Raw genomic sequence first — 25,565 nt, 5'->3', positions numbered from 1 at the left:
GCTAGCGGGCCATACCCACCAGAAGTTCACGGTGCGTGGGAGGGTTGGCACCCGGGCGGCCAACAGCGATGGAAGCCGCCATGGAGGCGATGGTTCCGATCCGTTCCAGCACTGTGGGCGCCAAGCCATCGCTGCCCCGCAACAGCAGCCCCATAATGAGTGCTGCGGTAAAGGAATCACCGGCGCCGATGGTGTCTGCCACGGTAGCGGGGACGGCCGGGACATTGATGTGAATGTCCCGGGTTGCCATGAGCGCCCCCTTGACGCCTTGAGTCACCACAGCAAGGCCTGTGCCCATAGCCAGGAGGTGATTCGCAGTTTCCTCCAACGACTTGCCGGGGTATAGCCAGCGGGCGTCGGAGCCGCTCATTTTCACGACGTCGGTCAGCGGCACTATCTCTTCGAACAATGAGACTGCCTCACTGTGACTTCCGAGGAGGTCGGGGCGGATATTGGGGTCGTAAGTAACCATGCATCCGCCCTGCGCCTGCTCCAGTAAACTCCTGACAACACTTGCGCCGGGCTCCAGGAAGGTCGCGATGGAGCCGGTGTGCAGGATCCTCGGCGCATAGGGCAGGGCAAGTGGAGCCAGCGCCCAGTCAATGTCAAAGGTGTAATCGGCCGAACCGTCGGCAGTTATCCGAGCGGTCGCCGTCGCGGTCTTGCCTGCTGACATGGATCCGGGCAGCAGGACCACACCTGCGCGCTGCAGATGCGCGGCGATGGCATCGCCCCGCTCGTCCCTGCCAATGGCAGTCAGTAGGCCCGTTTTCACGTCCAACAGGCCCAAGCCGTAAGCGACGTTGGCCGGCGATCCGCCCGGATACTCCTTCTGTCCGTCCGACGACTGGACGATGTCGATCAATGCCTCACCCACAACGACGACGTCGAGGGGCTCAGTGGCGAGGGAAGCGGTGCCGGTCATGCGGTTCCTGTGTCTGTCGAAGGAGGATTGAGTTTCAGTATCTCCCATCACGCACGGCGCCAATGATGTCTGGGCGGACTAGAGTCGGATCATGCCCGCGAATCTCCCTCCCGGCCTGCCCATAGTTCCCGACGGCGATCTCCCTTCTTCGCCGCTGCGTTTTCCGCCGGGCGCCCCCTTCGAAATGTCGCCGGAGGAGTTCGAAGAAGCTGTGAGCGACGCGTTGCAGCTGATCCCACCCAAAGCTGCCAGCGCAATGGACAACGTGGCAATCTTCATTGAAGACGACTACACCCCGCGCCCAGATGAAGAACCGGACACCGTATTACTTGGTTTGTACGAGGGCGTGCCCTTGACCGAACGTGACTCGTGGTGGGAAGCGGGCTCGTTGCCGGATCGGATCACTATTTTCCGCCAACCCATCCTGGACATCTGCGCCACCCGCGAGGAAGTCATCGATGAAGTGGCCATCACGGTGATTCACGAGATCGCCCACCACTTCGGAATTGACGACGACCGCCTGCATGAGCTCGGGTGGGGCTAGCCTTGTAAGCATGGGGCATGATCACAACCACTCCCACGGAGTAACAGCAACCGGCAAGCATCGGAAGCGGCTCATTGCCGTCCTGGGTATCACCTTAGGTGTGGTGGGCATCCAGGTGGTTGGCGCGCTCATCTCCGGATCGCTGGCGCTGCTGGCCGATGCAGGCCACATGCTCTCCGATGCTGCAGGCGTATTCATCGCGTTGATGGCGGCCTGGATCGCTACCCGCCCGGCGAGCGATCAACGGACTTACGGATATCAACGGGCCGAAGTCCTGGCGGCCTTGGCCAACGCCCTTGTACTCATCGTCATCGCAGTCGTCATCATGATCGAGGCCATCCGCCGCTTTGGGGAGTCGCCCGAAATCCATACGGACGTCATGCTGTGGGCGGCGATCCTGGGCGCCGTAGCCAACCTCATTTCCCTGATGATCCTGCAGGGGGCCCAAAAGGAGAGCCTCAACGTCCGCGGGGCCTATCTTGAGGTCCTTGGCGATCTTCTCGGCTCGATCGCCGTTATTGTGGCGGCCATCGTCATCATGACGACGGGCTTCACTGCCGCTGACCCCATTGCCTCGGTGCTCATCGCCCTTATGATCATCCCCCGCGCCTGGCACCTGCTCCGCGATGTTGTGGACGTGCTTCTGGAAGCCACTCCCAAGGGTGTGGACGTGAACATGATCCGCGAGCACATCCTTGCCGTGGACGGCGTCGTGGAGGCCCACGACATCCACATCTGGACCATCACCTCCGGGGTGCCCGTGTTCTCCGCGCACGTTGTGGTGGAAGACGAGGTCCTTAACGCCAGCGGGGCAGACAGCATCCTGGACCAGCTTGGATCCTGCCTGGGGCGCCATTTCGACACCGAGCACTGCACCTTCCAGCTGGAGCCCGTGAGCCACTCCGAGCACGAGTCACACCAGCACGCCTAGCTTGGCGCGTCACCTGGGGCGGCAGTAACCGTTCCTGCCGCTCCATCCACGGTGATGATCTGGCCTGAACTGATCCGCAGAGTTGCGTCGGGCACGCCTACAACGGCCGGGATGCCGTATTCCCGGGCCACCACGGCGCCATGGGAGTTGGGACCACCCATTTCCATGACCAACCCGCCAGCCGTGAGGAACAGGGGTGTCCAGCCGGGGTCGGTGGAGGGCGCTACGAGGATTTCCCCTGGTTCCAGATGGGCGCCAACGGGGTCCAGGATCACCCGCGCCGGGGCTGTGATGACGCCTGCCGACGCCGGACTGCCGGACAGAGTGCCCGGGGCACCTGCGGTTCCGCCAGCCGTAGCGGTGGCTTCGGGTTCTGTTCCGTCTGAGAGCAATACCCGCGGAATATGCCGACGTCGCAGTTCCTGCGCATAGTCCGCGCGGCGATCTTCCACGAGTTGGTGGAGCTTGTTGCCGGCCAGGGCAGTCTCTACTTCGTTGAGGTCCAGGAAGAAGATATCCTCGGCGCGCTCAATCCGCCCTGCCTCTGCCAGTTCTGCTCCTACCAGCGATAGTTGTTCCCGTGCCGAAGCCAAGCCGAGGACGAGGTTGTATTTGGGCAACTCCCTCATTCCGGCAAACCTGCGCGTGCGGTCCAAGGCTGTTCGCACCAGCTTGGCGTGGAGCGGACTTCTGGCCCTTGCCCGCGCAACCAACCTGGCAACCTGTTCATCTGCCTCCCGAACAGCTTTTCTGAACTGCTGGTCGGGTGCGTCCGCAGTGTGCTCGAGCCGCAGATAGTTGACCACGACGCCGAGTATGTGGGTGGGGTCGTCCGACCATCGGGGCATGCCGAGGTCGATCTCTGCCACTGCTCTATGCCCATAGGTGCGCAGGAAAGCTTCAAGCCCGGCTTGGGCAACTGCTGGAAGTTTCTTGTCCTTGAACTGCCGAACGAGTTCCTCAAGTGTGGGATAACTCAGGAAGGCCAGGGCCTCCGGGTCATCCCTGATTTCCTTTGCAAGCTGCCACAGTGCAAGGTCCATCTCCGTAGTGACATTGTTGGGCAGCCCACGAATCACTGTTTGCAGCTGGTCCAAGGGCGCTTGCTCGCCCAGCATTTTCCGGACGAGTCCCAGCATCGCAAAGCCCAGAACGGGAAGGGGCAGGACTTGGGGAACCGTTGCGAATACTTCCTCCCCCAGGATTCTCTGTACGTGGGCGATTCGCTGAAGGGCGGTGATGCCCTCCGGCACTTGAAGGGCCTGATGGAGTTCTGCCTCCAGCTGCTCTTGGCGCTTCATTGCGGCATCGGGACGGAAAAGAGCCCGGATCGCCGACTCTGGAACACGGTATTTAGCCGCAACGGGCGCAACGTGCCGGATGAGCCTTATAGGAGTTTTGATGGTGACGGAGAACCGCGGGTCATCGAAAAGCCCACGAATCACCGCAGCAGAACGGGCCTCCATGATGTCAAAGATGCGCGGCACAATGGCCCGGCCCACCTTGCTGCGCAGCACGGATGTGAAGTCGAAGAAGATCCTCTGCCCGGCCTCACAGTAGGGCGATGGTCCTGAGCGTGGATCTGGGACATCGAAGGCAGCCCTGCGGGCAACGCTGGAGGCTATCAGGCGGATACCCGCCAGACCCATGGGCGTCAGAGGCCTGGTGAGGCCTTGGGCGAGACTGAAGTTCAGGAATGCGTGCTCACCGGGAGTCGCCGACACTCGCGAGGTCAGCGGATAGAGGGTAGTAATGGGTCTTGCCTGTGTGAGCCACAGTTTTCCGGAAGAATCGATCGCCCATTCTGTATCCTGCGGCGCTCCATAGTGGGCCTCGACGCGCCCGCCCAAGTCGGCCAGGGCCCGGATCTGGTCATCGCTGAGGCACGGCTGCACGGAGTGGTTTTCGAGTGCTTCAGCACCACCCGCTCGCTCAATTCGTTCAGTGCCACCGCCAGCCAGCGATCGGATCTCTACCTGTCTGTCGCCGAGGGTCCGTTTCAGGATGGAGTTGCTCTGCATATCAACTACGTACTGATCGGGATTAACGGCGCCTGACACCACGGCTTCGCCCAGACCGGGGCTGGCATCGATCACAGCTTCACGGCGCCGCCCCGTGACAGGGTTGGCCGTGAACATCACCCCGGCCGTCGCGGAATCCACCATTTCCTGGACAACGACCGCCAGCGTCACTGTGGAATGATCTATCCCATTGGTTGTCCGATAGCTCACGGCCCGGTCCGTCCAGAGCGATGCCCAACAGCGGCTTACGGCATCCAGGACTGCGTCTGCTCCCACCACGTTCAGGAAAGTGTCCTGCTGTCCGGCAAAACTGGCGAAGGCCAGGTCCTCGGCCGTGGCTGAGGACCTCACTGCGACGGGGGCAGCGTCTCCCAACTTCCGATACGCCGCCCGTACCGCCTCTGCGACGTCGGTGGGAACTCCGGCGTCGAGCACCAAGGACCTGGCCCGGGCGGCCAGCCTGTTCAGTTCGTCAAGGTCAGAAGCTTCGGCGTCCTGCAGAAGGGCAAAGATGTCCTCCATACCAATCGCTGAGAGGGCGTACCGGTAGGCGGACGTTGTCAGGCAAAAGCCTGGCGGCACCGGCAGGCGGGCGGCACTCAACTCGCCGAGGTTGGCGGCCTTGCCACCTACCTCGGGGAGCATGTCCGCCCGGATGTCCGCAATGTCCCGAATGAAGACCGGGCCACTTACATCCGCACTGTTTTCCTGCCTATGCTTCCCAGGCTCCCGGTTATCCATGGACGGTGCGCGCCAGCGGCCTAAGCCGCACCGAGCATGGGTCCGAATTTGGGCCGGTCTGCCAGCCGCGGGTCCTCCCGGTCCGGAACCACGAGGACCGGTCCCTTGGCGTGATGCAGGACGCCGTCGGAAGTGGAACCAAGGAGCATGCCTGCGAAACCACCACGGCCCCGTGTACCCAGGACAACCAGCTCCACGCCCCGGCTGGCCTCAACCAGGACGTCAACAGGTGAGCCGTCCCTCAGGTCGGTTTCCACAGTCAACTGCGGGAAATGGCTGCGGAGCCAGGCGACGCCTGCATCCAGCTGGACTTTGATGTCCGCGAACAGGGCATCGCGGTCCAAAGGTGCGGGCACCCAGGCCAAGGAGCCGCTGTATTGCGGCACGGCACAAATGACGCGGAGCTTGGCCCCCATCCGCTGGGCTTGTTCGGCTGCCTCAAGGACAGCGACGCGCGCCTGCTCTGAACCGTCCACACCCACGGCGACGACGTTTTCCACCGTGCGTGGCCCGGCCTTGGCGTGCTCAGCCTTAATGTGCTTGTCCTCGGTGTTCTCGCCCAAACGGTCCGCACAGTAGAGCGGGACCGTTACGGTGGGGCATTTTGCGTGAGCCGGCAAGGCGCTGCTGACCGAGCCCAGGAGACGCCCAACGAAGCCGCCACGGCCACGGCTGCCGAACACCAGGAGCGCGGCGTTTGCAGACAAGTCCAGGAGGACCCCTGCGGCATCGCCGTTCTCCACCGAAGCATCGACGTCGAGGTTGTTCTTCGAGACCTTATCCATGGCCTGCTTGACGATTGCTTCCGCGCCCTCGCGGATCACGGAATCGTCCACAGTGGCGTACCCGCCGTCGAGGCCGGATGCCGCGAAGATGGGCACCGAATAAGCCGTGACTATATGCAGGGGAAGTTGGCGCCGTTCCGCCTCACGCGCGGCCCACACAAGGGCGCATTGACCATGCTCGGATCCGTCCACTCCGACGACGATTCCACCAGGCGCCACTGCCTGCTCCTCGCCGTCCCGTGGTTCTTCAACGTGTCTGCCGTGCTGGTCCATTGGGGCCCGCCTCTCCACCTACTGCTTGATGTTCCGGCCATTCTGCCAGAGGTTCTCCGTACCGGTGTCCCCTTGCTGGCGTGCAACCAATAGCCGAGGCCGAAGAAACCCGCTGGGGTTCTCCTTCCAATGCCCACTATTCTCGGTTGGCAATGCCGAATCAAGGCGACTATGGGCTATGTGGATAACGGTCCGGGCTCGGTTTTCGGCACGCTCACCGCCCTCCAGGTTGCGCTGCGGATGAACATCCAAAACACGCTGCCGCCGAGGCTATCCATGGCAGAAAAAGTTCGGTAGTGTTCGAGTCACCGAATGGCCGGCAAAAGTGTCCCAGGACACAATCCGGCCATTTATTTGCGGCCGCTTGGGGAACACGGACGCGATCCCACGCGCTGCCGAAAGGCACACACGTCAAGGAGGAACCCAAGCAGTGTCACTCACTCCTGATTCCGTCACGGAACGGACTACCACCGTGGTGATCGGTACCGGCCTGTCCGGTTTGGCTGTTGCCAGCGAGCTCAGCCGCTATGGCGTAGGTTCCATCGTGCTGGATGGCTTTGGTACTTTGTCCACCACCGGACCATCGGTCCATACGGGAATGCTCCAGCGCTGCGACGCAGCGGACCCCGCGGCAATGCAGGAACGCAACGAGATCCTGCGCCACTTGCGCAACTACGCCGCAAGCCATCACCTGGATGTCCGCACCACCACACGCGCTGTTCGTCTGGACTTCCTGGGCGGCGACTCGTCCCAGCAGCTTGGATATGGACTCGCAGCAAGCCTGAACACGGCCAGCCAGAGGGCTGGGCTGGGCGTTTACGGCCCGCTTGAATCCACCCCACGGCAATGGGCCGTGCATACAGCCACAGGAGTTCTTCTGGCCGACCACATCGTGGTGACGCGCTGCGCCCAGAGCCAACTGCGCCGAATGCTTACGGACTTGGGAATCGCCATAGGCCAGAACCTCGTGGCAGCCATGCGTGCCGTGGGAATGCACTTGGTAGGCGTGGGGGAACTCATTACACCCACGCCCAAGGAAGTACTCCGGCAAGCCAAGGCAGTAGGGCAAGCAATCTCAGCCAAGGTGGCTCTACCAGCTTCGCCGGGCATCGCCCTGGCTTAGAAACGAACAAAAGTTAACTCAGAAGGCCGGTGCCTCCGAAGACGTTAGTCCTCGAAGGCGCCGGCCTTTTGAGTTGGAGCGTGAAGCTTAGGCGCCAGCGCGTACGTACGTGATGGGGCCGGTTGCGGTGAGCCAGCTGATCGGGTGGATGCCCGTCTGGTTGCCGTTGATGCCACCGCTGATGGCCTGGCCGTTGCCGATGTAGATGGCTACGTGGCCGGACTGGACGATCATGTCACCGGGCTGGGGGTCGCTGACAACCTTGCCGTAGTTCAGGAACTGCATGGGTGCGAGGTCGCCAACCGGGATGCCTGCGGAGCCGAGGGCCCGTTCCACCATGGCGGTGCAATCCTGCATGATGCCGATCTGGGCGTAAGCCGAGGCAACCATAGCGGCGTTGACGCCACCAACAGCCGGAGCCGCAGCAGCAGGCGCGGCTGCCACCGGAGCGGTAGCCGTAGTAGTTGCGGCGGCCTTGACAGTGGCCGCTGCTGGGGCCTGCTTGGCAACCGGAGCCGGAGCAACGGGTGCCGGCTTTTCAATAACGGGAGCCGCAACGGAAGCAACCGCAGGGCGCTCGAAGTTGATCGTGGCCGTGGAGGCGGCCGTAACAACCTTGGTGGGACCCTCAGTGACGGTCTCGGCGACCGTAGCAGGGCTGGAGTCGCGCTGAACAGGGGTCTCTGCTGCGTGGGCAGCAATGGAGCCTGTCAGGACGAGGCCTGAAGCTGCTGCGATGACAGCGGCTTGGCGACCTGCGCCGGATGCGTTGCTGGCAACAGCCTTGGAGATGGAAATGAACGGATTAGGACGTACGCTGTCCGCCTTACGACGGCCGCGAAGAATGCGTGAAGACATGAAAGAGCCTCTCCCGATGCCTGCGAGGTTAGCTGTCGGATTCGGATGGGAGTCACCCGGCCACTATCCCCCGCTGTGCAGCGGAAGCTTCGTGACTTCACCCCAAGGCGCGCTCTGAAAGCGGGCCAAAATGGGTTCCCCGTCTCTGCCGTAGGTTTGTCTGCGAACGGATTCCGGACTGTGGCAGAGCTAGGCAATCAGCCCGGAAATGCCCGTTACGTGGAACAGGCACAAGTACAACCGTACGGGAAGATCACTTCAAAGTCACATTTACGTAACGAGCAGTTCGTTTTTGGCGTGTCGCAGTGACCGTTTCGAGATCTTCGCAAGTATGTAGAAAACCCCGTTATTCCGCGGAATTTTCGTCATCCGGCTCGTTCGGAGCCGCCAGCTTCTTCCGGGCTGTAACAGCGAGGAAGATCACGAGACCGATTGCCACGACGGCGAGGCCAACAATGCTCCAGGGGAAGGGTTGGGAAACTGCCGGAGCGGGCTCACTATTTTCGGTACCGGGCGCTGCCGTCCCCGCCGTCGGAACAGCCGCCGAAGCCGATGGGGAGGCGCCTGCTGAGCCGCTCGCCGTCGTCGTGCTTGTTCCGGAAACAGTGAACTTGAAGGTTCCCTCAATCGGGTGGGAGTCTGAACTGACCACGCGCCACACCACCGTGTATTCGCCAGCCGGAGCGCCCGGACGCAGCTTCTGGACAGCCATGTTGTCGATGATCTCCACTGCGCCATCTGCCCAGTTTTCGCCCCCAGCGGTGACAGTTACGCCCGAACCGATGGCCAGTGGCCGGTTGTTGAACGTGATCGACACCGACGCCGGCACTTCAGCTACCCGCGCACCGTTGGCCGGAGTTGTTGATTCGGCGACGTCGTGCGCGGAGGCCGGAGCGGCGCCCAGCAGCAACGCGGAAGCGAACGCAATAGCGGCTACGACGGCGGCCAGAAGCGGGCGGATGGTACGCATGGGGCGGTTTCTCCTAGTGTTGGCTTCCTTACAGACTAGGCGAATCGTCCCGGCACCCCGCATCGGCGGGCATAGGATTTGAGAGCAAACTCCCCCGATCCCCGGAGACCTTCATGCTGAAACAAGGTTCTGCAATCGACCGCTACTTCAAAATCTCCGAGCGCCGGTCCACCTACTCGCGGGAAATACGTGGCGGCTTCGCGACCTTCTTCGCCATGAGCTACATCGTGGTGCTGAATCCGCTGATCCTCTCCGGGGCAGACTCGAGCGGAGCATCTCTTGGCTTCACGGCCGTAGCGGCAACGACTGCATTCGTGGCGGGCATCCTGACCATCCTCATGGGCGCCTGGGCCAAGCACCCCTTCGCGGTGGCAACCGGGCTGGGAGTGAACGCGTTCGTGGCCGTGACCGTTGCCTCCCACCCCGGGCTGACGTGGCCGGACATGATGGGGCTGGTGGTGCTTTCGGGTGTCACCATGCTCATCCTGGTACTCACCGGATTCCGCACGGCCGTTTTCAGGGCCGTCCCGGAAGCCCTTAAGACGGCAATCGTAGTGGGCATTGGCCTCTTCATCGCCTTGATCGGCCTTGTGAACGCCGGCTTTGTCCGGCGAATTCCGGATGCCGCAGGCACCACTGTCCCGCTCGGCCTGGGTGTGGAGGGCAAGTTGATGGGTTGGCCGACGTTGGTGTTCGCCGTCGGCCTGATCCTGACCATCGCGTTGGTAGTGCGCAAGGTCCGCGGCGCAATCCTGATCGGCATCGTGGTGTCTACCGCCCTGGCCGCCATCCTCGAGTTCACGCTCCACATTGGTCCCAGCTTCGACGGGAAAAACGTCAACCCGCGTGGCTGGTCCCTGGTGGCCCCCACACTTTCCGAATGGGGCGCTCCGGACCTCTCCCTGATCGGCAAAGCCAACCCCTTTGGGGCCTTTGAACACCTCGGATTTGTGGCTGCTGCGCTGTTGGCGTTCGTGATCCTCCTCAGCATCTTCTTCGACGCCATGGGCACCATGGTGGGCCTGGCCAACGAGGCCGGAACCGTGGACGAGCACGGCAACATTCCCAACGTGGACCGCGTCCTGCAGGTTGATGCCCTGGGCGCAATCGTTGGTGGCGGCGCGTCCGTTTCGTCCAACCAGATCTTCGTTGAGTCGGGCGCGGGCATTGGCGAAGGTGCCCGCACCGGTCTGGCCTCCATTGTCACGGGCCTGCTCTTCCTGGTGGCCATGTTCTTCACGCCGCTCATCAACCTGGTCCCGTTCGAAGCCGTTGCACCTGCGCTGGTGGTTGTGGGCTTCATGATGGTGTCCCAGGTTGGCAAGATCGACTGGCAGGACTGGGGCGTTGGCATTCCCGCGTTCCTGACCATCGCACTCATGCCGTTCACGTACTCCATTGCCAATGGCCTCGGCGCAGGCTTCATCTCCTACGTCCTGATCCGCACTTTCCAGGGCCGTGCACGTGAAGTCCACCCCTTGATGTGGGCAGTGGCAGCCGCCTTCCTGCTGTTCTTCGGCATCGGAACTGTGGAGGAGTTGTTGGGCGTCAAGTAGCGTTGTCCGGCATTTCAGACACTGGGGCACGCTAAAGCTGTTTTTTGGCACGCAGGTGGGGTGTGCTTAAGGCATGGCCCCAAACACCAGCACCAGCCCCTCCGTAGACGTCCTTCCCACGCCATGGACCGGCCGCTTTGACGGCGACGGCGACGAACATCGCCGCTGGTGGCAGGCCATAGCACCCCTTACTTCCCCTGCCGCTCCTGAAGCCTCTCGTCCCGCCGTCGTGCTGGGTTTCTGCAGCGACGCCGGGGTGCGGCGCAACAAGGGCCGAACCGGTTCCGCAGCGGCTCCGGCTGCCATTCGTTCGGCACTGGCCCCGCTGGCGTTCCACGTGGATCGTGACGTGTTCGACGCCGGGGACGTGGTTGTGGAGGACGACTCACTGGAAGAAGGACAACAGCGCGCCGGACGCGCCATCTCGGAACTGCTCGACGCCGGAAACCTCACCGTGGTGCTGGGCGGCGGCCACGAGACGGCGTTTGCCAGCTACCTGGGCGTGGCCGGATCCAATGCGGTGGGTAGCGGAAAGCACTTGGGCGTCCTGAACCTGGATGCCCACTTTGACCTGCGTGATGAGCCCACCCCGAGCTCCGGTACCCCGTTCCTCCAGATGGCCCAGGAAGAACTCGCAGCCGGACGCGAACTGAAGTACGCCGTCGTCGGAATCTCGGAGCCCAACAACACCCGTACGCTCTTTGACACCGCTGACCGCCTGGGCGTGAAGTACTTGCTGGACGAGGACTGTTCCGCGGAACGCGTCGAGACGTTCGTAGCCGACTTCGTGGCTGGAATCGATGTGTTGTACCTGACGATCGACCTGGACGTACTGCCCGCTTCGGTGGCGCCGGGCGTCAGTGCCCCTGCTGCGTACGGGGTGCCGCTGCCCGTGATTAGTGCTATTTGCCGCCAAGTAGCCGCAAGCGGGACGTTGTTGCACGTGGACGTTGCCGAATTGAACCCGGAGTTCGATATTGATGGACGAACCGCGAAAGTGGCAGCACGGCTTGTAAACACGCTGTTGGCGTAGGGCCTGTTCCCAGTCCCTGTCCTGCTTTAACCTGTTGGGTTTAACCTATGGGGAAGGGAAGGACAGCGATGCGCGCAACTCCTCTGCAGGACAAGTGGGCTTGGGTGGCCGGGCCGGTTGCTGTCGCGCTCGGTCTTGCCGCACACGTCATTTCCGGTGGCGGTGCCCCTGCGATGCCCGTCCTGCTGGCGTTCGTTGCCCTCTCTGCCTTGGCCGCACAACTGATTTCCCGCTGGATCCATGGGCCCATCCTGTTGTTGCTGCTCTCCGGCGTGGCCCAGCAACTGCTGTTCTTCGGCTTCGAAGCTTTAGGGGGCTCATTTTCCGGCGTCGGATTCCTTGACCATCTGCACGGGCAGCCCCAGCAGCCTGTGGCCGTTCCTGCGGACAGTCAGCCGGGTTCAGGCGAAGTGCATGCTGCTGACCTGATGCTTTACACCCACGCAGCCGCCGCCATTCTCACTCTGCTGGTCGCCGCGGGAGTTTCCAGGCTGGCCCGGCGGGGACGTCACCAAGGGCAACGTTCCGTAGCTTTTCGGTAATCCTGGGAAAAGCAACGTAGTCCCCCGAAAGCCAACGTAGCCCTGCGAAAGCCGGGGCAATGAACTTTGATCGGCCCGGGTTCGGGCGCCTAGTGTCGTTTGCACGTGGTGTACCCGAGAGGCCAGGGAGCTGCCTGCAAAGCAGCGCACGCGGGTTCGAATCCCGCCACCACGTCTGATGGGGTCAGGTCTGCCGCACCAGCACCGGTACCCCTCCGCCGAGATGGCACTTAAGCACAATGTTTGGCCCAAACATTGGGCTTAAGTGCCATCTCGCGGGGTCGAAAGAGCTTACTGGGCTGCGTCGAACCCGTCCAGGAGCCGACGCGATGCCGTCGTCATGTGCGAGCGCATGGACAGGGAAACCGCTGAAGCGTCCCTGGCCACGAGGGCTTCGTAAATTGCGGTGTGCTCATGCAGCGCCGCTTCAGCATGGCCTTCATCGGTCAACGCCCTGTCGACCCAGATCCGCAGTAGCGAGCGGATGCTCTGCAAGAGCTCTTCGAGGACCGTGTTCCCGGAGGCGTGGGCGATTTCACGGTGGAACAAGGCATCGGCCTCAACGAAAGCTGTGAGGTTGTCCAGGTTCTTTTCCATGGCGTCGAGGTTGGCGCGCATACGGCCCAAGGCCTCATCCGTGACTCGGAGCGCCGCTAGTTCCACAGCCTGAACCTCCAGCCCGCTGCGCAATTCGACCAGCTCGCGGGTCCTGGGCTCACCAAGCATGAGCCCCCAACTGAGCGTACGAGGCAAGAGTTCGGAGACGCCGTCGCGCAGGTATGTTCCCGAGCCCGGGCGGACTATCACAATGCCCAGGATCTCCAGCGCGGCCAGTGCCTCGCGAACAGCTGAACGACCGACACCGAGGGAGGCAGCTAATTGGCGCTCGGCGGGTAGTCGCGTACCGGGCGCGATGTCGCCGCTGGTGAAGTAGGCGAGCAGCCGCTCAGCTACTTCGGAGACAACGGAGCCTTGCTCCATGGGGGCAAGGGCTGCCGTCATATGGGCCGCTGCTGCGGCGGAGTTCGCTGACACCTTCACAGCGTAGCAACCGGATGACCAATTGATCCCGGGGGCGAAATGACTTCAAAAAGTTTAACTCGTCAACCGGTTGACCAATTTAGAATCCAGTCCTATGGTTTAAATCACAAGCTTCGCTATCGCCGGCCCCTACCCGGCAAGGACACGAGTCAACCCAGCGCATCCAATGCAGGATCCGCAGGGATACCAACATCTAGGAGTCAACGTGGACACCACACAATCGGTGGTCGAAAAATCCGCAATCAAGAAGGTGGCTATCCGGCTGGTGCCGTTCGTCGCCCTGATGTTCTTCATCAACTACCTGGACCGCACGGCCATCTCGTTCGCCGGCCCCAACGGCATGAACAACGACCTGGCTCTCTCGGCGGCCCAATTCGGCTTCGCCTCCGGAGTCTTCTTTATCGGCTACATCCTTCTTGAAGTCCCCAGCAACCTGGCCCTTCACAAGTTCGGCGCCCGCCGCTGGCTTGCCCGCATCATGGTCAGCTGGGGCATCGTTTCCCTGCTCTTCACCTGGGTAGGAAACGTGGACCAGCTTTACATCCTGCGCTTCATCCTCGGCGTGGCAGAAGCCGGATTCTTTCCGGGCGCCATCCTCTTCCTGAGCCTTTGGGTTCCTTCCAAGCACCGCAGCAAGATCCTTGCCCTCTTCTACTTGGCCCAGCCCCTCACCACTGTGATCGGCGCCCCGCTTGCAGGCGCCTTGATCCAGCAGCACGGCGTGTTCTTCGGCCTTGAGGGCTGGCGCTTTATGTTCTTCGGCGTCGCCATCCCCGCGATCCTCATCGGCATCATCGCCTGGTTCTACCTGGCCGACTCCCCCGCCAAGGCCAAGTGGCTGACGTCCGAGGAAAAGACCTGGCTGACCAGCGCCCTTGAAAAGGAAAAGAAGGAAACCACGGCCAGCAACAAGCACGTCAGCGTCCGCACCGTTTTCGGCAACGGCCGGGTCTGGATGCTTTCCCTGATCTACTTCGGTTTCATCTACGGCCTGTACGCCCTGGGCTTCTTCCTGCCGACCATCATCGCCGGCTTCGAAGGCCTCTACGGCACCAAGTTCGATGTCTTCCAAAAGGGCCTGATCACGGCCATCCCATACCTGCCGGCTGCTTTCGCACTGTACTTCTGGTCCAAGGACGCCACCAAGCGTGGCGTGCGGACCTGGCACATTGCACTCCCCGCGCTCATTGGCGGCGTCAGCATCCCGCTGGCACTCTTCGCTGGGTCCCCGGCTGCAACCATCGCCGTCATCACCATCACGGCCATGTCGATCTTTGCAGCGCTGCCCAACTTCTGGACCGTGCCAACACAGTTCCTCACCGGTGCAGCAGCTGCAGCGGGCATCGCGCTCATCAACACGGTGGGCAACCTGGCAGGCTTCAGCGCCGGCTACATCACTGGCTGGCTCAAGGACCTGACAGGCGGCTACACGGTTCCCATGTTCGTCGTCGGCGGCTTCATGTTGCTCTCCTCGATTCTCATGGTCACCCTCAGCCGGCAGCGCAAGGCTTCTGAGGGCATCCCCGCTGAGGCCCTGGACCCCCAAGGCGCCGGACACCACGCCGAGCCGTAACCCTCCCCCTTCCATCCAAAGCTCCAGGAGCCCCGCATGACCCGCTTGTTCAATGAGCCCGCAGCCTTCGCTGACGAGATGATCGAAGGATTCGTCGCCTCGCACGGCCGCTGGGTACGGCGCGTCTCCGGCGGCGTCGCCCGCAGCACCCGCAGCACTCCCGGCACCGTCGCGTTGGTCATCGGGGGCGGATCCGGCCACTACCCGGCCTTCGCAGGTCTGGTTGGCCAAGGCCTGGCACACGGCGCCGCGATGGGAAACCTTTTCGCTTCCCCGTCTTCGCAGCAGGTCTACAACGTAGCCAAGGCCGCGGACAACGGCGGCGGCGTGCTCCTGGGCTACGGCAACTACGCCGGCGATGTCCTCCACTTCACCCAGGCACAGGACAAACTCCGCGCCGAAGGCATTAATTGCCGCAGCATCGCCGTCACCGACGACATCTCCTCCGCTCCCCTGGCCGAAAAACACAAGCGCCGCGGCATCGCCGGCGACCTCACCGTTTTCAAGGTGGCCGCGGCCGCAGCTGAGGCCGGCCATGACATGGACCGCGTCATCGAGATCGCCGAGCGCGCCAATGACCGCACCCGCTCGTTCGGCGTCGCGTTCACGGGCTGCACGCTGCCCGGCGCGGACCACCCGCTCTTCACCGTCCCGGCAGGACGCATGGCAGTGGGCATGGGCATCCACGGCGAACCCGGGATCGGCGAAACAGACATCCCGACGGCGGACCAGCTCGCCGAACTGCTGGTCAAGGACCTCCTCACCGAGGTCCCCGACGGCCTCACCGTGCAGGGCGCACGGGTGGTGCCGATCCTCAACGGACTCGGCAGCGTTAAATACGAGGAACTCTTCGTGGTCTACCGTCGCGTCGCACAGTTGCTTGCCGAAGCAGGCATCGAAGCAGTTGACCCACAGGTAGGCGAACTCGTTACCAGCTTCGACATGGCCGGCACCTCCCTGACGCTCTTCTGGCTGGATTCCGAACTTGAGGAACTCTGGCTCGCTCCCGCTGACGCCCCGGCCTACCGCCGTGGCGCAGTGAGAGCCCACGCGCTCGACGCCGATGAACTCGCCGCGGGTAACGACGAGGCGGAGCGTTCCATCCCAGTTGCCTCCGAGGAGTCCCGTGTTGCGGCAGCCCGTGTCCTTGCGGCACTTGGCGCCGCGAAGGCTGCAGTCGATGCGAACGTGGACGAACTGGGAAGGATCGATGCGATCGCAGGCGACGGCGACCACGGCATCGGCATGGAACGCGGAGTCCGCGCCGCCGTCGAGGCCGCGGCAGACGCCGTCGAACTTGGTGCCGGTGCCGGAACGGTTCTGAACCTGGCCGGTGATGCCTGGGCTGACAAGGCCGGCGGTACGTCCGGAGCCCTCTGGGGCATGGCGCTGCGGGCCGTCGGGGATGCCTTGGGTGACGTCAACGCGCCCGACGCCGGTGCTGTCGCCACCGGTGTGACCGATGCCGCCGCCGCGATCATGAACTTCGGCAAAGCCAAAGTGGGCGACAAAACCATGGTTGACGTCCTAGTACCGTTCCGCGACTCACTGTCTGCCGGCGTCGAGGGCGGAAGCTCCCTCCCCGAGGCATGGGGAACCGCCGCAGCCACAGCCCAGCAAGCAGCCGAGGCCACCGCGCAACTGCTGCCTCTGATGGGCCGGGCCCGCCCACACGCAGAAAAGAGCCTCGGAACCCCCGATGCCGGTGCCATTTCCCTGGCACTGATCGTCCGGGCCATCCACAAGACTTTCGCGGAAACCAAAACCGCAGAGAACACCCCAGTTAAGGAGAACGCATGAGCGCCAGACTGCGCCTGGTCATCGGATCGGACGACGCCGGATTCGAATACAAGGAAGCCCTGAAGGCCGACCTTGAGGCCAATGAACTGGTGGAGTCCGTCACGGACGTCGGAGTGGACGCTACAAGCCACACTCCCTATCCGTCGGTGGCCATCGCTGCGGCTGAACTGATCGCCGCCGGCAACGCGGACCGCGCACTGTTGGTTTGCGGCACCGGCCTCGGCGTCGCGATCGCTGCGAACAAGGTGCCCGGCATCCGGGCGGTCACCGCCCACGATTCCTTCTCCGTGGAACGCTCGGTCCTGTCCAACAACGCCCAGGTCCTGACCTTCGGCCAGCGCGTGGTCGGGCTGGAACTGGCCCGCCGCCTGGCCAAGGAATGGCTCACCTACACCTTTGACGAAGCTTCCGCCTCGGCCGAAAAAGTCACCCTGATTAAGGACTACGAAGGTGTCACTTCCTGCTAAGCCCTCTTCCGTCCGTCCAAGGGCAGTGATCGGCGTGAGCCTGAAGATGTACTTCGGCTATCAGCGCTCCATCGACTACTGCCGGGACGTTGCCACCATTGCGTTCAAGCACGCGGCGGTGGTCAGCGGGGACATCGAGGTGTTCGTGCTGCCGGGCCTGCCGGCGTTACCTGAGGGCGCCCGGATCCTGGGCGCGGCTGGCGTTGGCACCGGCGCGCAGGACATCTTCTGGGAAGATGAAGGTGCCTACACCGGCGAAGTCGGCGGCAAGACCGTTGCTGAGATCGGCGGCCGGTACGTCGAGGTAGGCCACGCCGAACGTCGGCGGATCTTCGGCGAAGACGATCGGGTCATCGGCCTCAAAACCGCCGCAGCCTACCGCAACGGTCTGACCCCTGTGCTCTGTGTTGGCGAACTCAACGCAGGATCGCCGGAGGAAGCCATCGCCCACTGCAGCGCGGAGATCGACGCAGCCCTCAACGGCGCCGGGTCTCTGGGCCGCACCACCAGGACCATCGTGGCCTACGAGCCGCAATGGGCCATCGGCGCACCGGAGCCTGCCAGGCCCACCTACATCAGTGCAGTGGTCCGTGGTTTGGACGAGCACCTGCGTTCACTGCCGGGCCAGGAAGACAGCCGGGTCATCTACGGCGGCAGCGCCGGACCGGGCCTGATCACCGAACTGGACACCGCCGTCGCGGGCTTGTTCCTGGGCCGCTTTGCCCACGATCCTCAAGCGCTCAAGACCATCCTGGACGAGACAGCGGCACGCCTTGCTACGGAAAAGAAGGTGGCGGCATGAGCAGGATTGGCCAGAGCAGGATCGGTTTAAGCAGCTACGCGTTCTTCTGGCAGCTCTCAGACCAGGTCAGCGAACCCCTGAGTATCCATGACGCGCTGAAGAAGGCCGCAAACCTCGGCGTGGACCTCTTCCAGATCTGCGACTACGCGCCGCTGGAAGACATGAACGACGGCGACCTCGCCGCCCTCCGCCGCACGGCAGACGATCTGGGGATCACGCTGGAAGTCGGGACCAAGGGGATCCGCCCGGAGCATCTGCGGAAGTTCCTGCACTTCGCAGGCATCCTGGGCTCAGACCTGCTGCGGACCATGTTCAATGTTCCCGGCCATACGCCGGGCGCTGACGAGGTCGTAGAAACCTTCGAAGAAGTCCTGCCCGAGTTTGAAGCAGCCGGGGTACGGATCGCGATCGAGACCTATGAACAGGTCCCCACGGAACGGATCCTGGACGTCGTCCGTCGCGTCAACAGCACCTTCCTCGGCATTTGCAGCGACCCCGCCAACACCGTCGCGGCACTGGAGATGCCGCGCGAGGTGATTGACGCCGTCGAGCCTTATGTCCTGAATATGCACATCAAAGACTTTGCGTTCAGTCGCAAGCAGGGGTGGGTCGGGTTCACATACTCGGGCGCACCCCTGGGCGAGGGTCTTCTGGACTACGACTACATGGTCAAGAAGATCCGGCCCAAAGAAAGAAACATCAACCAGATCGTCGAACACTGGCTGCCGTGGCAGGACTCCGAAGCGGAAACGATCCGCCTCGAAAACCAGTGGACCCAACAAAGCCTCGATTTCCTAAGGAGCAAGTGAAATGTCAGCAGAACAATTGACGGTCGCCGTTGTCGGAGCCGGTGGCAAGATGGGGATGCGCGTTTCCCGGAACCTCCAGAAGTCCAGCCACAACGTCTTCTACAGCGAGAACTCCCCCGCCGGCCAGGAACGCGTCCGCGCCGAAGGCCGCGACATCACCAGCACCGACGACGCCGTTAAGACCGCCGACGTGGTGATCCTCGCCGTCCCGGACACCGTTCTTGGCATCGTCTCCGAGGGCGTCGTACCGCAGATGAAGTCCGGCGCGATCCTCCTCACGCTTGACCCGGCCGCCGCCTACGCCGGCCTGCTGGCCAAGCGCGACGACGTAGTCCAGGCCGTTGCGCACCCGTGCCACCCGTCGGTGTTCCTGGAGCGCACCACCAAGGAAGAATGGGCCGATACCTTCGGCGGCCAGGGCGCCCCGCAGAACGTTGTTTCCGCGATCGATGAGGACGCCCCCGCAGCCACCCGCGACGTAGCCGAAGCAGTCATCCGCACCATCTACGCGCCCGTGATCGACGTCCACTGGGTCACCGTCAAGCAGCTCGCCATCCTGGAACCCACCCTCGTGGAAACAGTGGCCTGCATGATCGGCACCCTGCTCAACGAAGCACTCCACGAGACCGTCCACACCGCTGGCGTCCCCGAGGAAGCCGCCAAGGCCATGCTGTTCGGCCACGTACAAATCGCGCTCACCAATGCCCTGCGCGGATCCAACCCGTTCTCCGAAGCCTGCGAAATCGCCATTCAGTACGGCAAGGACACCATCATCAAGGACGACTGGAAGAAAATCTTCGACGACTCCGAACTCGACGGCGTCATCGCCAAGATGCTCAAGCTGGACGCTGTGAAGCGGTAGTTCGCTCGTCACCGGCCAACGGACAATTCACCCCCGCATGCGTGGGTGAATTGTCCGTTGGAGGGTGACCATTGGGGCTTTACCCCCGGCCCCGCGCCAGCGATCATGAAATGAGGCGCATGGACTTTGCCGACCGCAGCAGCACGGCCGCTCCTTTGCGCAGCGGAGGCGCAGCGACATGGCACCAATTACGGAGCCGGCGGACGGATTCCTGACCGACTACTACGAGCACGTCACGGACGACGACGTCCGCAGCTACACGCCCGAAACCTTGTTGGAACGGGCACGCTATCACCGCTCGTTAGCGGAACGCCGTGAACCTGGACAAGCAGTCATCGGCGTCCTGAACGAAACAGATACCAGCTTGGTGGCAATTGTCTCGGATGACATGCCCTACCTGGTTCCCTCCGTAACAGCGGAGATCGCTCGTGACACCGCTTCCATCCGGCTTTTGGTGCACCCCACTTTCAGCGTCACGCGGGACCCGGCCACCCACCGCCTGACGGGTATCCACAGGGGACCTCACCGCTCGGGGCTGCCCACCGGCGTCGAACGTTCCGAGGAGCATGGGCATGCGACGGCGGCACCTGTCCCTTCGCCGGACGAGCACGACGCCGGACCGCTCACCGAGGCGTGGATAGCGATCGAGATCCCCCGGATTCCGGACAACGCGAGCGCCGAGCTCCTGGTGGGCCGGCTGAACAAGGTCCTGGGTGATGTCCGGGCCGCGGCCGAGGACGCCGATGCCATCCATGAGGAACTCGTGCATGAAATCGGTGCGCTGGACGGGCCTGCCGCAAAGGACCGGACGGCGCGCGAAGCCCAGGAGCTGTTGCGTTGGCTGGACGACGGGAACTTTGTGTTCCTGGGATTTCGCGGGCGCCGCGGGCTCGGCCTCCTCCGTGATCCGGCCACTCCCGAGGCGCCGGGCGATGTTCCTGACAACGTGCCCGTTCTTACCCTCACCAAGTCCACGCTTCGCTCAACGGTCCTTCGCCGTGCCTACCTCGACGAGATCAGCCTTGCCGCAGTGGACGCGAACGGGACAAACACCAGCCGGTGCACTTTTGTTGGCCTCTTCTCCCCCAGTTCAACAGCTCGCTCGGCCCAGCAGATCCCGGTCATCCGGGACACAGTGGAAGAAGTGCTGCGGGCCTTCGGCTACCCGGCGTCGTCGCATCACGCTAAGGAGCTCCTTGCGGTGTTGGAGGCGTATCCGCGGGACGAACTGTTCCACATTGATGCTGAGCAGCTGGCCATCCGTGCGCGCGAGATCCTGCGACTCCAGGAACGCCATAGCACCCGGCTCTTTCTTCGTCCGGACTCCTTCGGCCGGTTCATGACAGCACTGGTTTTCCTCCCGAGGTACCGGTACAGCACAGCCGTCAGGCTCAACATCGAGCGTGAGCTGCGCGAGGCTTTCGGCTCCGACGCCATCGAGTTCGAGCTTCGGTTAGGCGAATCCGCCATGGCTCGCGTGTTCTTCCGGATCCTTTTGCCACAGGACCCCTCCCGGCACGACTCGCACGGCGGCGCGCCGGCGGTGATGGACGCAGCGGCCCTCGAGCAGAGGATCATCGCCGCTACGAGGTCCTGGGCGCAAGGCCTCGACGAGGCGCTCCAAACGAGGTACCCGCGGGAGGAGGCGGCCCGGTTGTCCAAGCAATGGGCAACTGCGTTTCCGGCTAGCTACAAGGCCGATTATGAGGTGGAGGATGCCGTTGAGGACATTGCCAGCTTCGAAAGCTTTCCGGAAGCTTCCCCAGAGCCGGGATCTGCAGGCGAAGCAGATCCCCTCCTCACCGTTTACCAACGTCCCGGCACGGCAGTCCTCACCGAGGACGCCCGGATCCGCCTTTACCTAACGCGCCCACAGAGCCTTACCGAGATCCTTCCCTTCTTCCATAACCTTGGCTTGAAGGTCCTGGACCAGCGGCCCTTCGACGTTCAGCGTGCCGACGGCCGGCAGTTCTTCCTCTACGACCTCGGGCTGAAGTATCCGCGCGGCGTGAATCCTGTGGCCACAGGCGAGCTGCTGGCAGGCGCGTTCTGTGCCGCGATGCGCGGTGACGCGGAGTCCGACGCTTTGGACGCCCTGGTCATCAAGGAGGGCATCGACTGGCGGCGGGTCGCCATCCTGCGCGCCTACGCCAAGTACCTCCGTCAGTTGGGGAGCACCAACTCTTATGGCTTCATCGCGGACACACTCCGCGGCAATGCCATGGCAACCCATGCGCTGCTGGAATTGTTCGAAGCGAAGTTCAATCCTGACCGCTTCGCACCGGACTTGTTTGATCCGGAACTCGTCAATTCCGGCCATGGGGAGCAGGGACTCCCCTTGGGCGATGTGTTCGAAGAGGGCAGCAGCGAACTGAGCCACCGGACGCAGACCGTCCATACAGCCCGAACGAACCTGATGGAAGCCATCGACGCCGTCCCTGTCCTGGACGCCGACAGGTTGCTGCGTTCCTTGGCGAGCCTGGTGGACGCCACGCTCCGCACGAACTTCTATCTCAACAAGCCCTTCATCAGCTTCAAACTCAACCCCGCCAGCATCCCGGCTGCCCCTGCACCCCGCCCGAAATTCGAGATCTGGGTCTATTCGCCGCGCGTTGAAGGCGTCCATCTGCGCTTCGGTCCAATAGCGCGCGGTGGCCTTCGGTGGTCGGACAGGCGGGAAGACTTCCGCACGGAAATCCTGGGGCTCGTGAAAGCCCAGACCGTCAAGAATGCAGTGATTGTTCCCACCGGAGCCAAGGGCGGATTCTTCCCCAAACGTCTCCCCGATCCGGCAGAGGACCGTGCGGCCTGGCTCGCGGAAGGTCAGGAGAGCTACCGGACGTTCATCCGCGGCTTGCTGGATATCACGGACAACCTGGTGCCGGATCCCGACGGCGGGGGCAGCGGCCGCGTACTCGCGCCGCCACGGGTGGTACGGCACGATGGCGACGACTACTACCTCGTTGTAGCCGCCGATAAGGGAACGGCAACCTTCTCGGACATCGCCAACGCCCTGGCCGCAGAGTACGGGTTCTGGCTGGGTGACGCCTTCGCTTCCGGAGGCTCAGTGGGTTATGACCACAAGCAGATGGGCATCACGGCCCGCGGTGCCTGGGAATCCGTGCGGCATCACTTCAGTGAACTCATGATCGATTGCCGCGCCGAGGATTTCACGGTTGTTGGCATCGGAGACATGAGCGGAGACGTCTTTGGCAACGGCATGCTCCTCTCCCACCACATCAAGCTCGTGGCCGCATTCGATCACCGGCACATCTTCCTGGATCCCACGCCGGACCCTGAGGTCTCCTACGCCGAGCGGGAACGGCTCTTCAAACTGCCACGCTCCTCGTGGGCCGATTATGACCGCACCAAGCTGAGCGAGGGCGGCGGCGTCTTTGCCCGGACGGAAAAATCCATCCTGCTCACGGAACAAGCCAGGCTCGCCTTGGGATTGGATGAAGGCACCGATCCGAATGGGCAGCTGTCCATGAGCCCGCCTGAACTTCTCCGCGCAGTCCTCACTGCCCCGGTGGACCTGGTGTACAACGGCGGAATCGGCACCTATATCAAGGCATCCATGGAGTCCCATGCCGAAGTGGGAGACAAATCAAACGACTCCATCCGGGTTAATGCCACGGAACTGCGCGCGCACATCATTGCCGAGGGCGGCAATCTTGGAGTCACCCAGCGCGGCCGGATTGAAGCAGCTTTGGCCGGCATTCTGGTCAATAGCGATGCGATCGATAATTCAGCCGGCGTGGATTGCTCGGACCATGAAGTGAACATCAAGATCTTCCTGGACCGGATGATCTCCGCAGGCAGGATGTCCGTGGGAGAAAGAACCGGATTCCTGCACTCACTGCAAGACGAGGTTGGACGGCTCGTCCTGAAAACCAACGATGACCAGAACGTCCTGCTCCTCAATGACAAGCAATTGGCCGTGGAATGGAGTCCCAGCTTTGAACGGACCATGGATTGGCTCGAGTCAGTCACAGATCTGGACAGGGAACTCGAATGCCTTCCCAGCAACGCCGAACTTCAGGCACGGGTCCTGACTGGCAAGGGACTAACCACTCCAGAACTCGCCGTGTTGGCGGCTTACGCCAAGATAGAACTCGCCCGCGAACTCACAGAGGGCGGTTTGTCTGATGATCCCTGGTTTTCTCAAACCCTTCGAGGCTACTTCCCCAAGCAAGTCTCAGAGCGGTTCGGTAAACATCTCTCCGCGCATCCCCTGCGCCGGGAGATCGTAGCCACGGTGGTGGCCAACGACATGATCAACATGGGCGGCATAGCCTTCGCTTTTCGCGCGATGGAGGAGACCACGGTTTCTGCCTCCACAGTGGCCCGGGCGTTCGTGGTGATGCGCCGGATCTGGGACTTTGACGCCCTTACCGGCAGCATCGCCCAAGTGCCGCCCACCACGCCCCGTGAGCATGGAGCCGCCGTTGCCCTGGACCTGCGGCGGCTGCTGGACAGGTCCGTCCGCTGGTACGTCACCCATGACTTCCGCGACAAGCCTATTTCCGATGCCTTGGCCAGGCTTGAGCCCCCGATGTCCTTGATGCGGGCGAACCTCACGAGCTTCCTTCATGGAGTTAACCCTGCCCACACCCAGAAACGCCTGGCCCATACAGACTCGGTGGGCCTGCCCCATGATCTGGGTATCAGGGCATCCGAACTCCTGGTCAGCTAYGGATTGCTGGACATCTCCGTTATCGCGGAGGAGCTGCAAGAGCCGGTGGAAGCAGTGGCCGAGGTGTACTTCGCGGTCTTCGAACGAATCTCGGCCATCCCCCTGTTGGAGCACATCACTATGCTCCCGCGGGACACCCACTGGGAGTCGCTGGCACGTGCGGCCTTGCGGGATGACATGTACCTGGTGCTCGCGGATATGACCAAAGCGGTAGTGCGGCACACGCCCCGGATCTCTGGTGCGGTGACTGCCACGGCGTCAGACCCAGTGGAACGAATCATGGACTGGGAACGTGGAAACATCGAACAACTGGCCCGTGTCCAGGAGACCATCAACGAGTCCATCAAGCCAGGTCCGGTGGACATTGCAGCGCTCTCCGTAGCGGTAAAGCTGCTTCGCGCCATGGTCCGGAGATGAGGCGTCGGACACTGATACTGCCGGTCATCTTACATATTTTGGGCCAAACGTCCTATGATTGACGGGTCGCCCTCGCATGCGGCAAGTAATAGGAGGCCCCGAAATGACCGCTGCAATCACTGCAGAACGCGAAATTCGCCTGTCTTTTTCAAAGGCAGACGAGATCCACGACGGACTTGAACGCGCCGTGGATGCTTTGATCAAGAACGCAGCAGCAGATGCCAACTGCGGCATCCTGGTGACCCGGCACGAGCCCGGCACCTACACAGTGGCCCTGGACGAATCCGTTCCCTTCGGCCAGACCCACGAAGTGCTCGCTGCGTAGTAGCGGCTGCTGATTGCCAGCTGCGTAGTAGTAATTGCAGTCGTAGTAGAAAAGCAAAAAGCCGGGGCCCAAGCCCCGACTTTTTGCTTCACTGTGCCTTTTGCTTCACTGTGCCTTTTGCTTCACTGTTCCAGCGGATAGCTAGGCCCGGCGGAGAGTCACGCCGTCGGACTTCATGAACAATTCTTTGCCTTCCTCCGTGACGCCCGGGCCTGAGTGCTCCAGCCACACCACATTTCCGCTGCCGGAGACTTCCTCGATCAGCCCTGCCGCGATCACGTGCGCGTACTTGACTACCTCCACGCGCTCGCCAACCTTGAGTTGCCTCCAGTCCGAAACCGTCACCGAGTGTGCGTTTCGTCTGGAGAGGACTGCTCCACGTGCCTTCATTGAACTTCTACCCCTTTGTGGATGTTCGCTGTTGTGTATTGAGTTGTAACGGTTGACCGTCAAGCCCACGACACCGTTGGC

The 25,565-nt window shown here is 62.7% G+C and carries 21 protein-coding genes, 1 tRNA gene and 1 riboswitch; of the genes, 15 read left to right on the top strand and 7 right to left on the bottom strand.

From position 1 onward, the window contains the following. Position 1 precedes the first annotated feature (1 nt). Positions 2 to 925, bottom strand: a complete 924-nt coding sequence (locus tag AC1DCM_RS08665; protein ID WP_442016436.1) for a carbohydrate kinase family protein — start codon at positions 923 to 925, stop codon at positions 2 to 4. A gap of 91 nt (positions 926 to 1,016) precedes the next feature. On the opposite strand from AC1DCM_RS08665, the gene AC1DCM_RS08660 reads away from it, so the two are divergent. Beyond that, positions 1,017 to 1,469: a metallopeptidase family protein gene (locus AC1DCM_RS08660; protein ID WP_442002801.1), complete on the top strand. Its 453-nt coding sequence runs from the start codon at positions 1,017 to 1,019 to the stop codon at positions 1,467 to 1,469. A 10-nt stretch (positions 1,470 to 1,479) separates the two neighbouring features. Then, positions 1,480 to 2,400, top strand: a complete 921-nt coding sequence (locus tag AC1DCM_RS08655; protein WP_477517980.1) for a cation diffusion facilitator family transporter — start codon at positions 1,480 to 1,482, stop codon at positions 2,398 to 2,400. On the opposite strand, the gene AC1DCM_RS08650 is transcribed toward AC1DCM_RS08655, so the two are convergent. Together AC1DCM_RS08650 and AC1DCM_RS08645 are read right to left on the bottom strand one after the other, a co-directional pair. After that, on the bottom strand, positions 2,397 to 5,162 hold the full coding sequence (locus tag AC1DCM_RS08650) for a PEP/pyruvate-binding domain-containing protein (protein ID WP_477517979.1): 2,766 nt from the start codon (positions 5,160 to 5,162) through the stop codon (positions 2,397 to 2,399). The two genes, AC1DCM_RS08655 and AC1DCM_RS08650, sit on opposite strands and share 4 nt — an antisense overlap. A gap of 20 nt (positions 5,163 to 5,182) precedes the next feature. Further along, on the bottom strand, positions 5,183 to 6,220 hold the full coding sequence (locus tag AC1DCM_RS08645; protein ID WP_477517978.1) for a universal stress protein: 1,038 nt from the start codon (positions 6,218 to 6,220) through the stop codon (positions 5,183 to 5,185). A gap of 430 nt (positions 6,221 to 6,650) precedes the next feature. On the opposite strand from AC1DCM_RS08645, the gene AC1DCM_RS08640 reads away from it, so the two are divergent. After that, complete coding sequence (locus AC1DCM_RS08640) at positions 6,651 to 7,343, top strand: FAD-binding protein (RefSeq protein ID WP_477517977.1); 693 nt, start codon at positions 6,651 to 6,653, stop codon at positions 7,341 to 7,343. A gap of 87 nt (positions 7,344 to 7,430) precedes the next feature. On the opposite strand, the gene AC1DCM_RS08635 is transcribed toward AC1DCM_RS08640, so the two are convergent. Both AC1DCM_RS08635 and AC1DCM_RS08630 read right to left on the bottom strand, forming a co-directional pair. Continuing rightward, positions 7,431 to 8,201, bottom strand: a complete 771-nt coding sequence (locus AC1DCM_RS08635; RefSeq protein ID WP_442016433.1) for an NlpC/P60 family protein — start codon at positions 8,199 to 8,201, stop codon at positions 7,431 to 7,433. A gap of 3 nt (positions 8,202 to 8,204) precedes the next feature. Continuing rightward, positions 8,205 to 8,373, bottom strand: a riboswitch (cyclic di-AMP (ydaO/yuaA leader). A 174-nt stretch (positions 8,374 to 8,547) separates the two neighbouring features. After that, positions 8,548 to 9,171, bottom strand: a complete 624-nt coding sequence (locus AC1DCM_RS08630; RefSeq protein ID WP_477517976.1) for a copper resistance CopC family protein — start codon at positions 9,169 to 9,171, stop codon at positions 8,548 to 8,550. Between the two features lie 113 nt (positions 9,172 to 9,284). On the opposite strand from AC1DCM_RS08630, the gene AC1DCM_RS08625 reads away from it, so the two are divergent. The 4 genes from AC1DCM_RS08625 (at position 9,285) to AC1DCM_RS08610 (ending at position 12,477) form a co-directional block, all read left to right on the top strand. Then, positions 9,285 to 10,727, top strand: a complete 1,443-nt coding sequence (locus AC1DCM_RS08625; RefSeq protein ID WP_477517975.1) for an NCS2 family permease — start codon at positions 9,285 to 9,287, stop codon at positions 10,725 to 10,727. Between the two features lie 73 nt (positions 10,728 to 10,800). After that, the gene (gene hutG / locus AC1DCM_RS08620) at positions 10,801 to 11,760 is read left to right on the top strand and encodes a formimidoylglutamase (protein WP_477517974.1); all 960 of its coding nucleotides are present in this window, start codon (positions 10,801 to 10,803) and stop codon (positions 11,758 to 11,760) included. Positions 11,761 to 11,828: 68 nt separating this feature from the next. Continuing rightward, complete coding sequence (locus AC1DCM_RS08615) at positions 11,829 to 12,302, top strand: hypothetical protein (RefSeq protein WP_442002810.1); 474 nt, start codon at positions 11,829 to 11,831, stop codon at positions 12,300 to 12,302. A gap of 104 nt (positions 12,303 to 12,406) precedes the next feature. Then, positions 12,407 to 12,477 (top strand) — tRNA-Cys (locus AC1DCM_RS08610). Positions 12,478 to 12,593: 116 nt separating this feature from the next. Here the strand turns inward: AC1DCM_RS08610 and AC1DCM_RS08605 are convergent. Further along, positions 12,594 to 13,337: a FadR/GntR family transcriptional regulator gene (locus AC1DCM_RS08605; RefSeq protein WP_477517973.1), complete on the bottom strand. Its 744-nt coding sequence runs from the start codon at positions 13,335 to 13,337 to the stop codon at positions 12,594 to 12,596. A gap of 211 nt (positions 13,338 to 13,548) precedes the next feature. On the opposite strand from AC1DCM_RS08605, the gene AC1DCM_RS08600 reads away from it, so the two are divergent. From AC1DCM_RS08600 to AC1DCM_RS08565, 8 genes are all read left to right on the top strand, one after another. Continuing rightward, positions 13,549 to 14,916 carry an MFS transporter gene (locus AC1DCM_RS08600; RefSeq protein ID WP_477517972.1) on the top strand — a complete coding sequence of 456 codons (1,368 nt, stop codon included), beginning with the start codon at positions 13,549 to 13,551 and terminating at the stop codon, positions 14,914 to 14,916. A 36-nt stretch (positions 14,917 to 14,952) separates the two neighbouring features. Continuing rightward, complete coding sequence (locus tag AC1DCM_RS08595) at positions 14,953 to 16,716, top strand: dihydroxyacetone kinase family protein (RefSeq protein WP_477517971.1); 1,764 nt, start codon at positions 14,953 to 14,955, stop codon at positions 16,714 to 16,716. Continuing rightward, a complete protein-coding gene (locus AC1DCM_RS08590) occupies positions 16,713 to 17,183 on the top strand; it encodes a ribose-5-phosphate isomerase (protein ID WP_477517970.1) in 471 nt (156 codons plus the stop codon). The genes AC1DCM_RS08595 and AC1DCM_RS08590 overlap by 4 nt, the downstream gene beginning before the upstream one ends. Next, positions 17,167 to 17,985: a triose-phosphate isomerase family protein gene (locus tag AC1DCM_RS08585; protein WP_477517969.1), complete on the top strand. Its 819-nt coding sequence runs from the start codon at positions 17,167 to 17,169 to the stop codon at positions 17,983 to 17,985. The genes AC1DCM_RS08590 and AC1DCM_RS08585 overlap by 17 nt, the downstream gene beginning before the upstream one ends. Continuing rightward, on the top strand, positions 17,982 to 18,794 hold the full coding sequence (locus tag AC1DCM_RS08580; RefSeq protein WP_477517968.1) for a sugar phosphate isomerase/epimerase family protein: 813 nt from the start codon (positions 17,982 to 17,984) through the stop codon (positions 18,792 to 18,794). Before AC1DCM_RS08585 ends, AC1DCM_RS08580 begins: the two co-directional genes overlap by 4 nt. A 1-nt stretch (position 18,795) precedes the next feature. Then, the gene (locus AC1DCM_RS08575; RefSeq protein WP_477517967.1) at positions 18,796 to 19,656 is read left to right on the top strand and encodes a phosphogluconate dehydrogenase C-terminal domain-containing protein; all 861 of its coding nucleotides are present in this window, start codon (positions 18,796 to 18,798) and stop codon (positions 19,654 to 19,656) included. Between the two features lie 178 nt (positions 19,657 to 19,834). After that, entirely contained in the window at positions 19,835 to 24,769 is a 4,935-nt protein-coding gene (locus tag AC1DCM_RS08570) for an NAD-glutamate dehydrogenase (RefSeq protein WP_477517966.1), read from the top strand. Between the two features lie 103 nt (positions 24,770 to 24,872). After that, on the top strand, positions 24,873 to 25,094 hold the full coding sequence (locus tag AC1DCM_RS08565; protein ID WP_442002819.1) for a hypothetical protein: 222 nt from the start codon (positions 24,873 to 24,875) through the stop codon (positions 25,092 to 25,094). 141 nt (positions 25,095 to 25,235) lie between these two features. Here AC1DCM_RS08565 and AC1DCM_RS08560 read toward each other — a convergent pair whose 3' ends face one another. After that, the gene (locus AC1DCM_RS08560; protein ID WP_216922354.1) at positions 25,236 to 25,484 is read right to left on the bottom strand and encodes a hypothetical protein; all 249 of its coding nucleotides are present in this window, start codon (positions 25,482 to 25,484) and stop codon (positions 25,236 to 25,238) included. Positions 25,485 to 25,565 lie beyond the last annotated feature (81 nt).

The organism is Paenarthrobacter sp. 10N417, from assembly GCF_056394745.1.
This window is presented reverse-complemented; position numbering and strand designations above follow the sequence as displayed.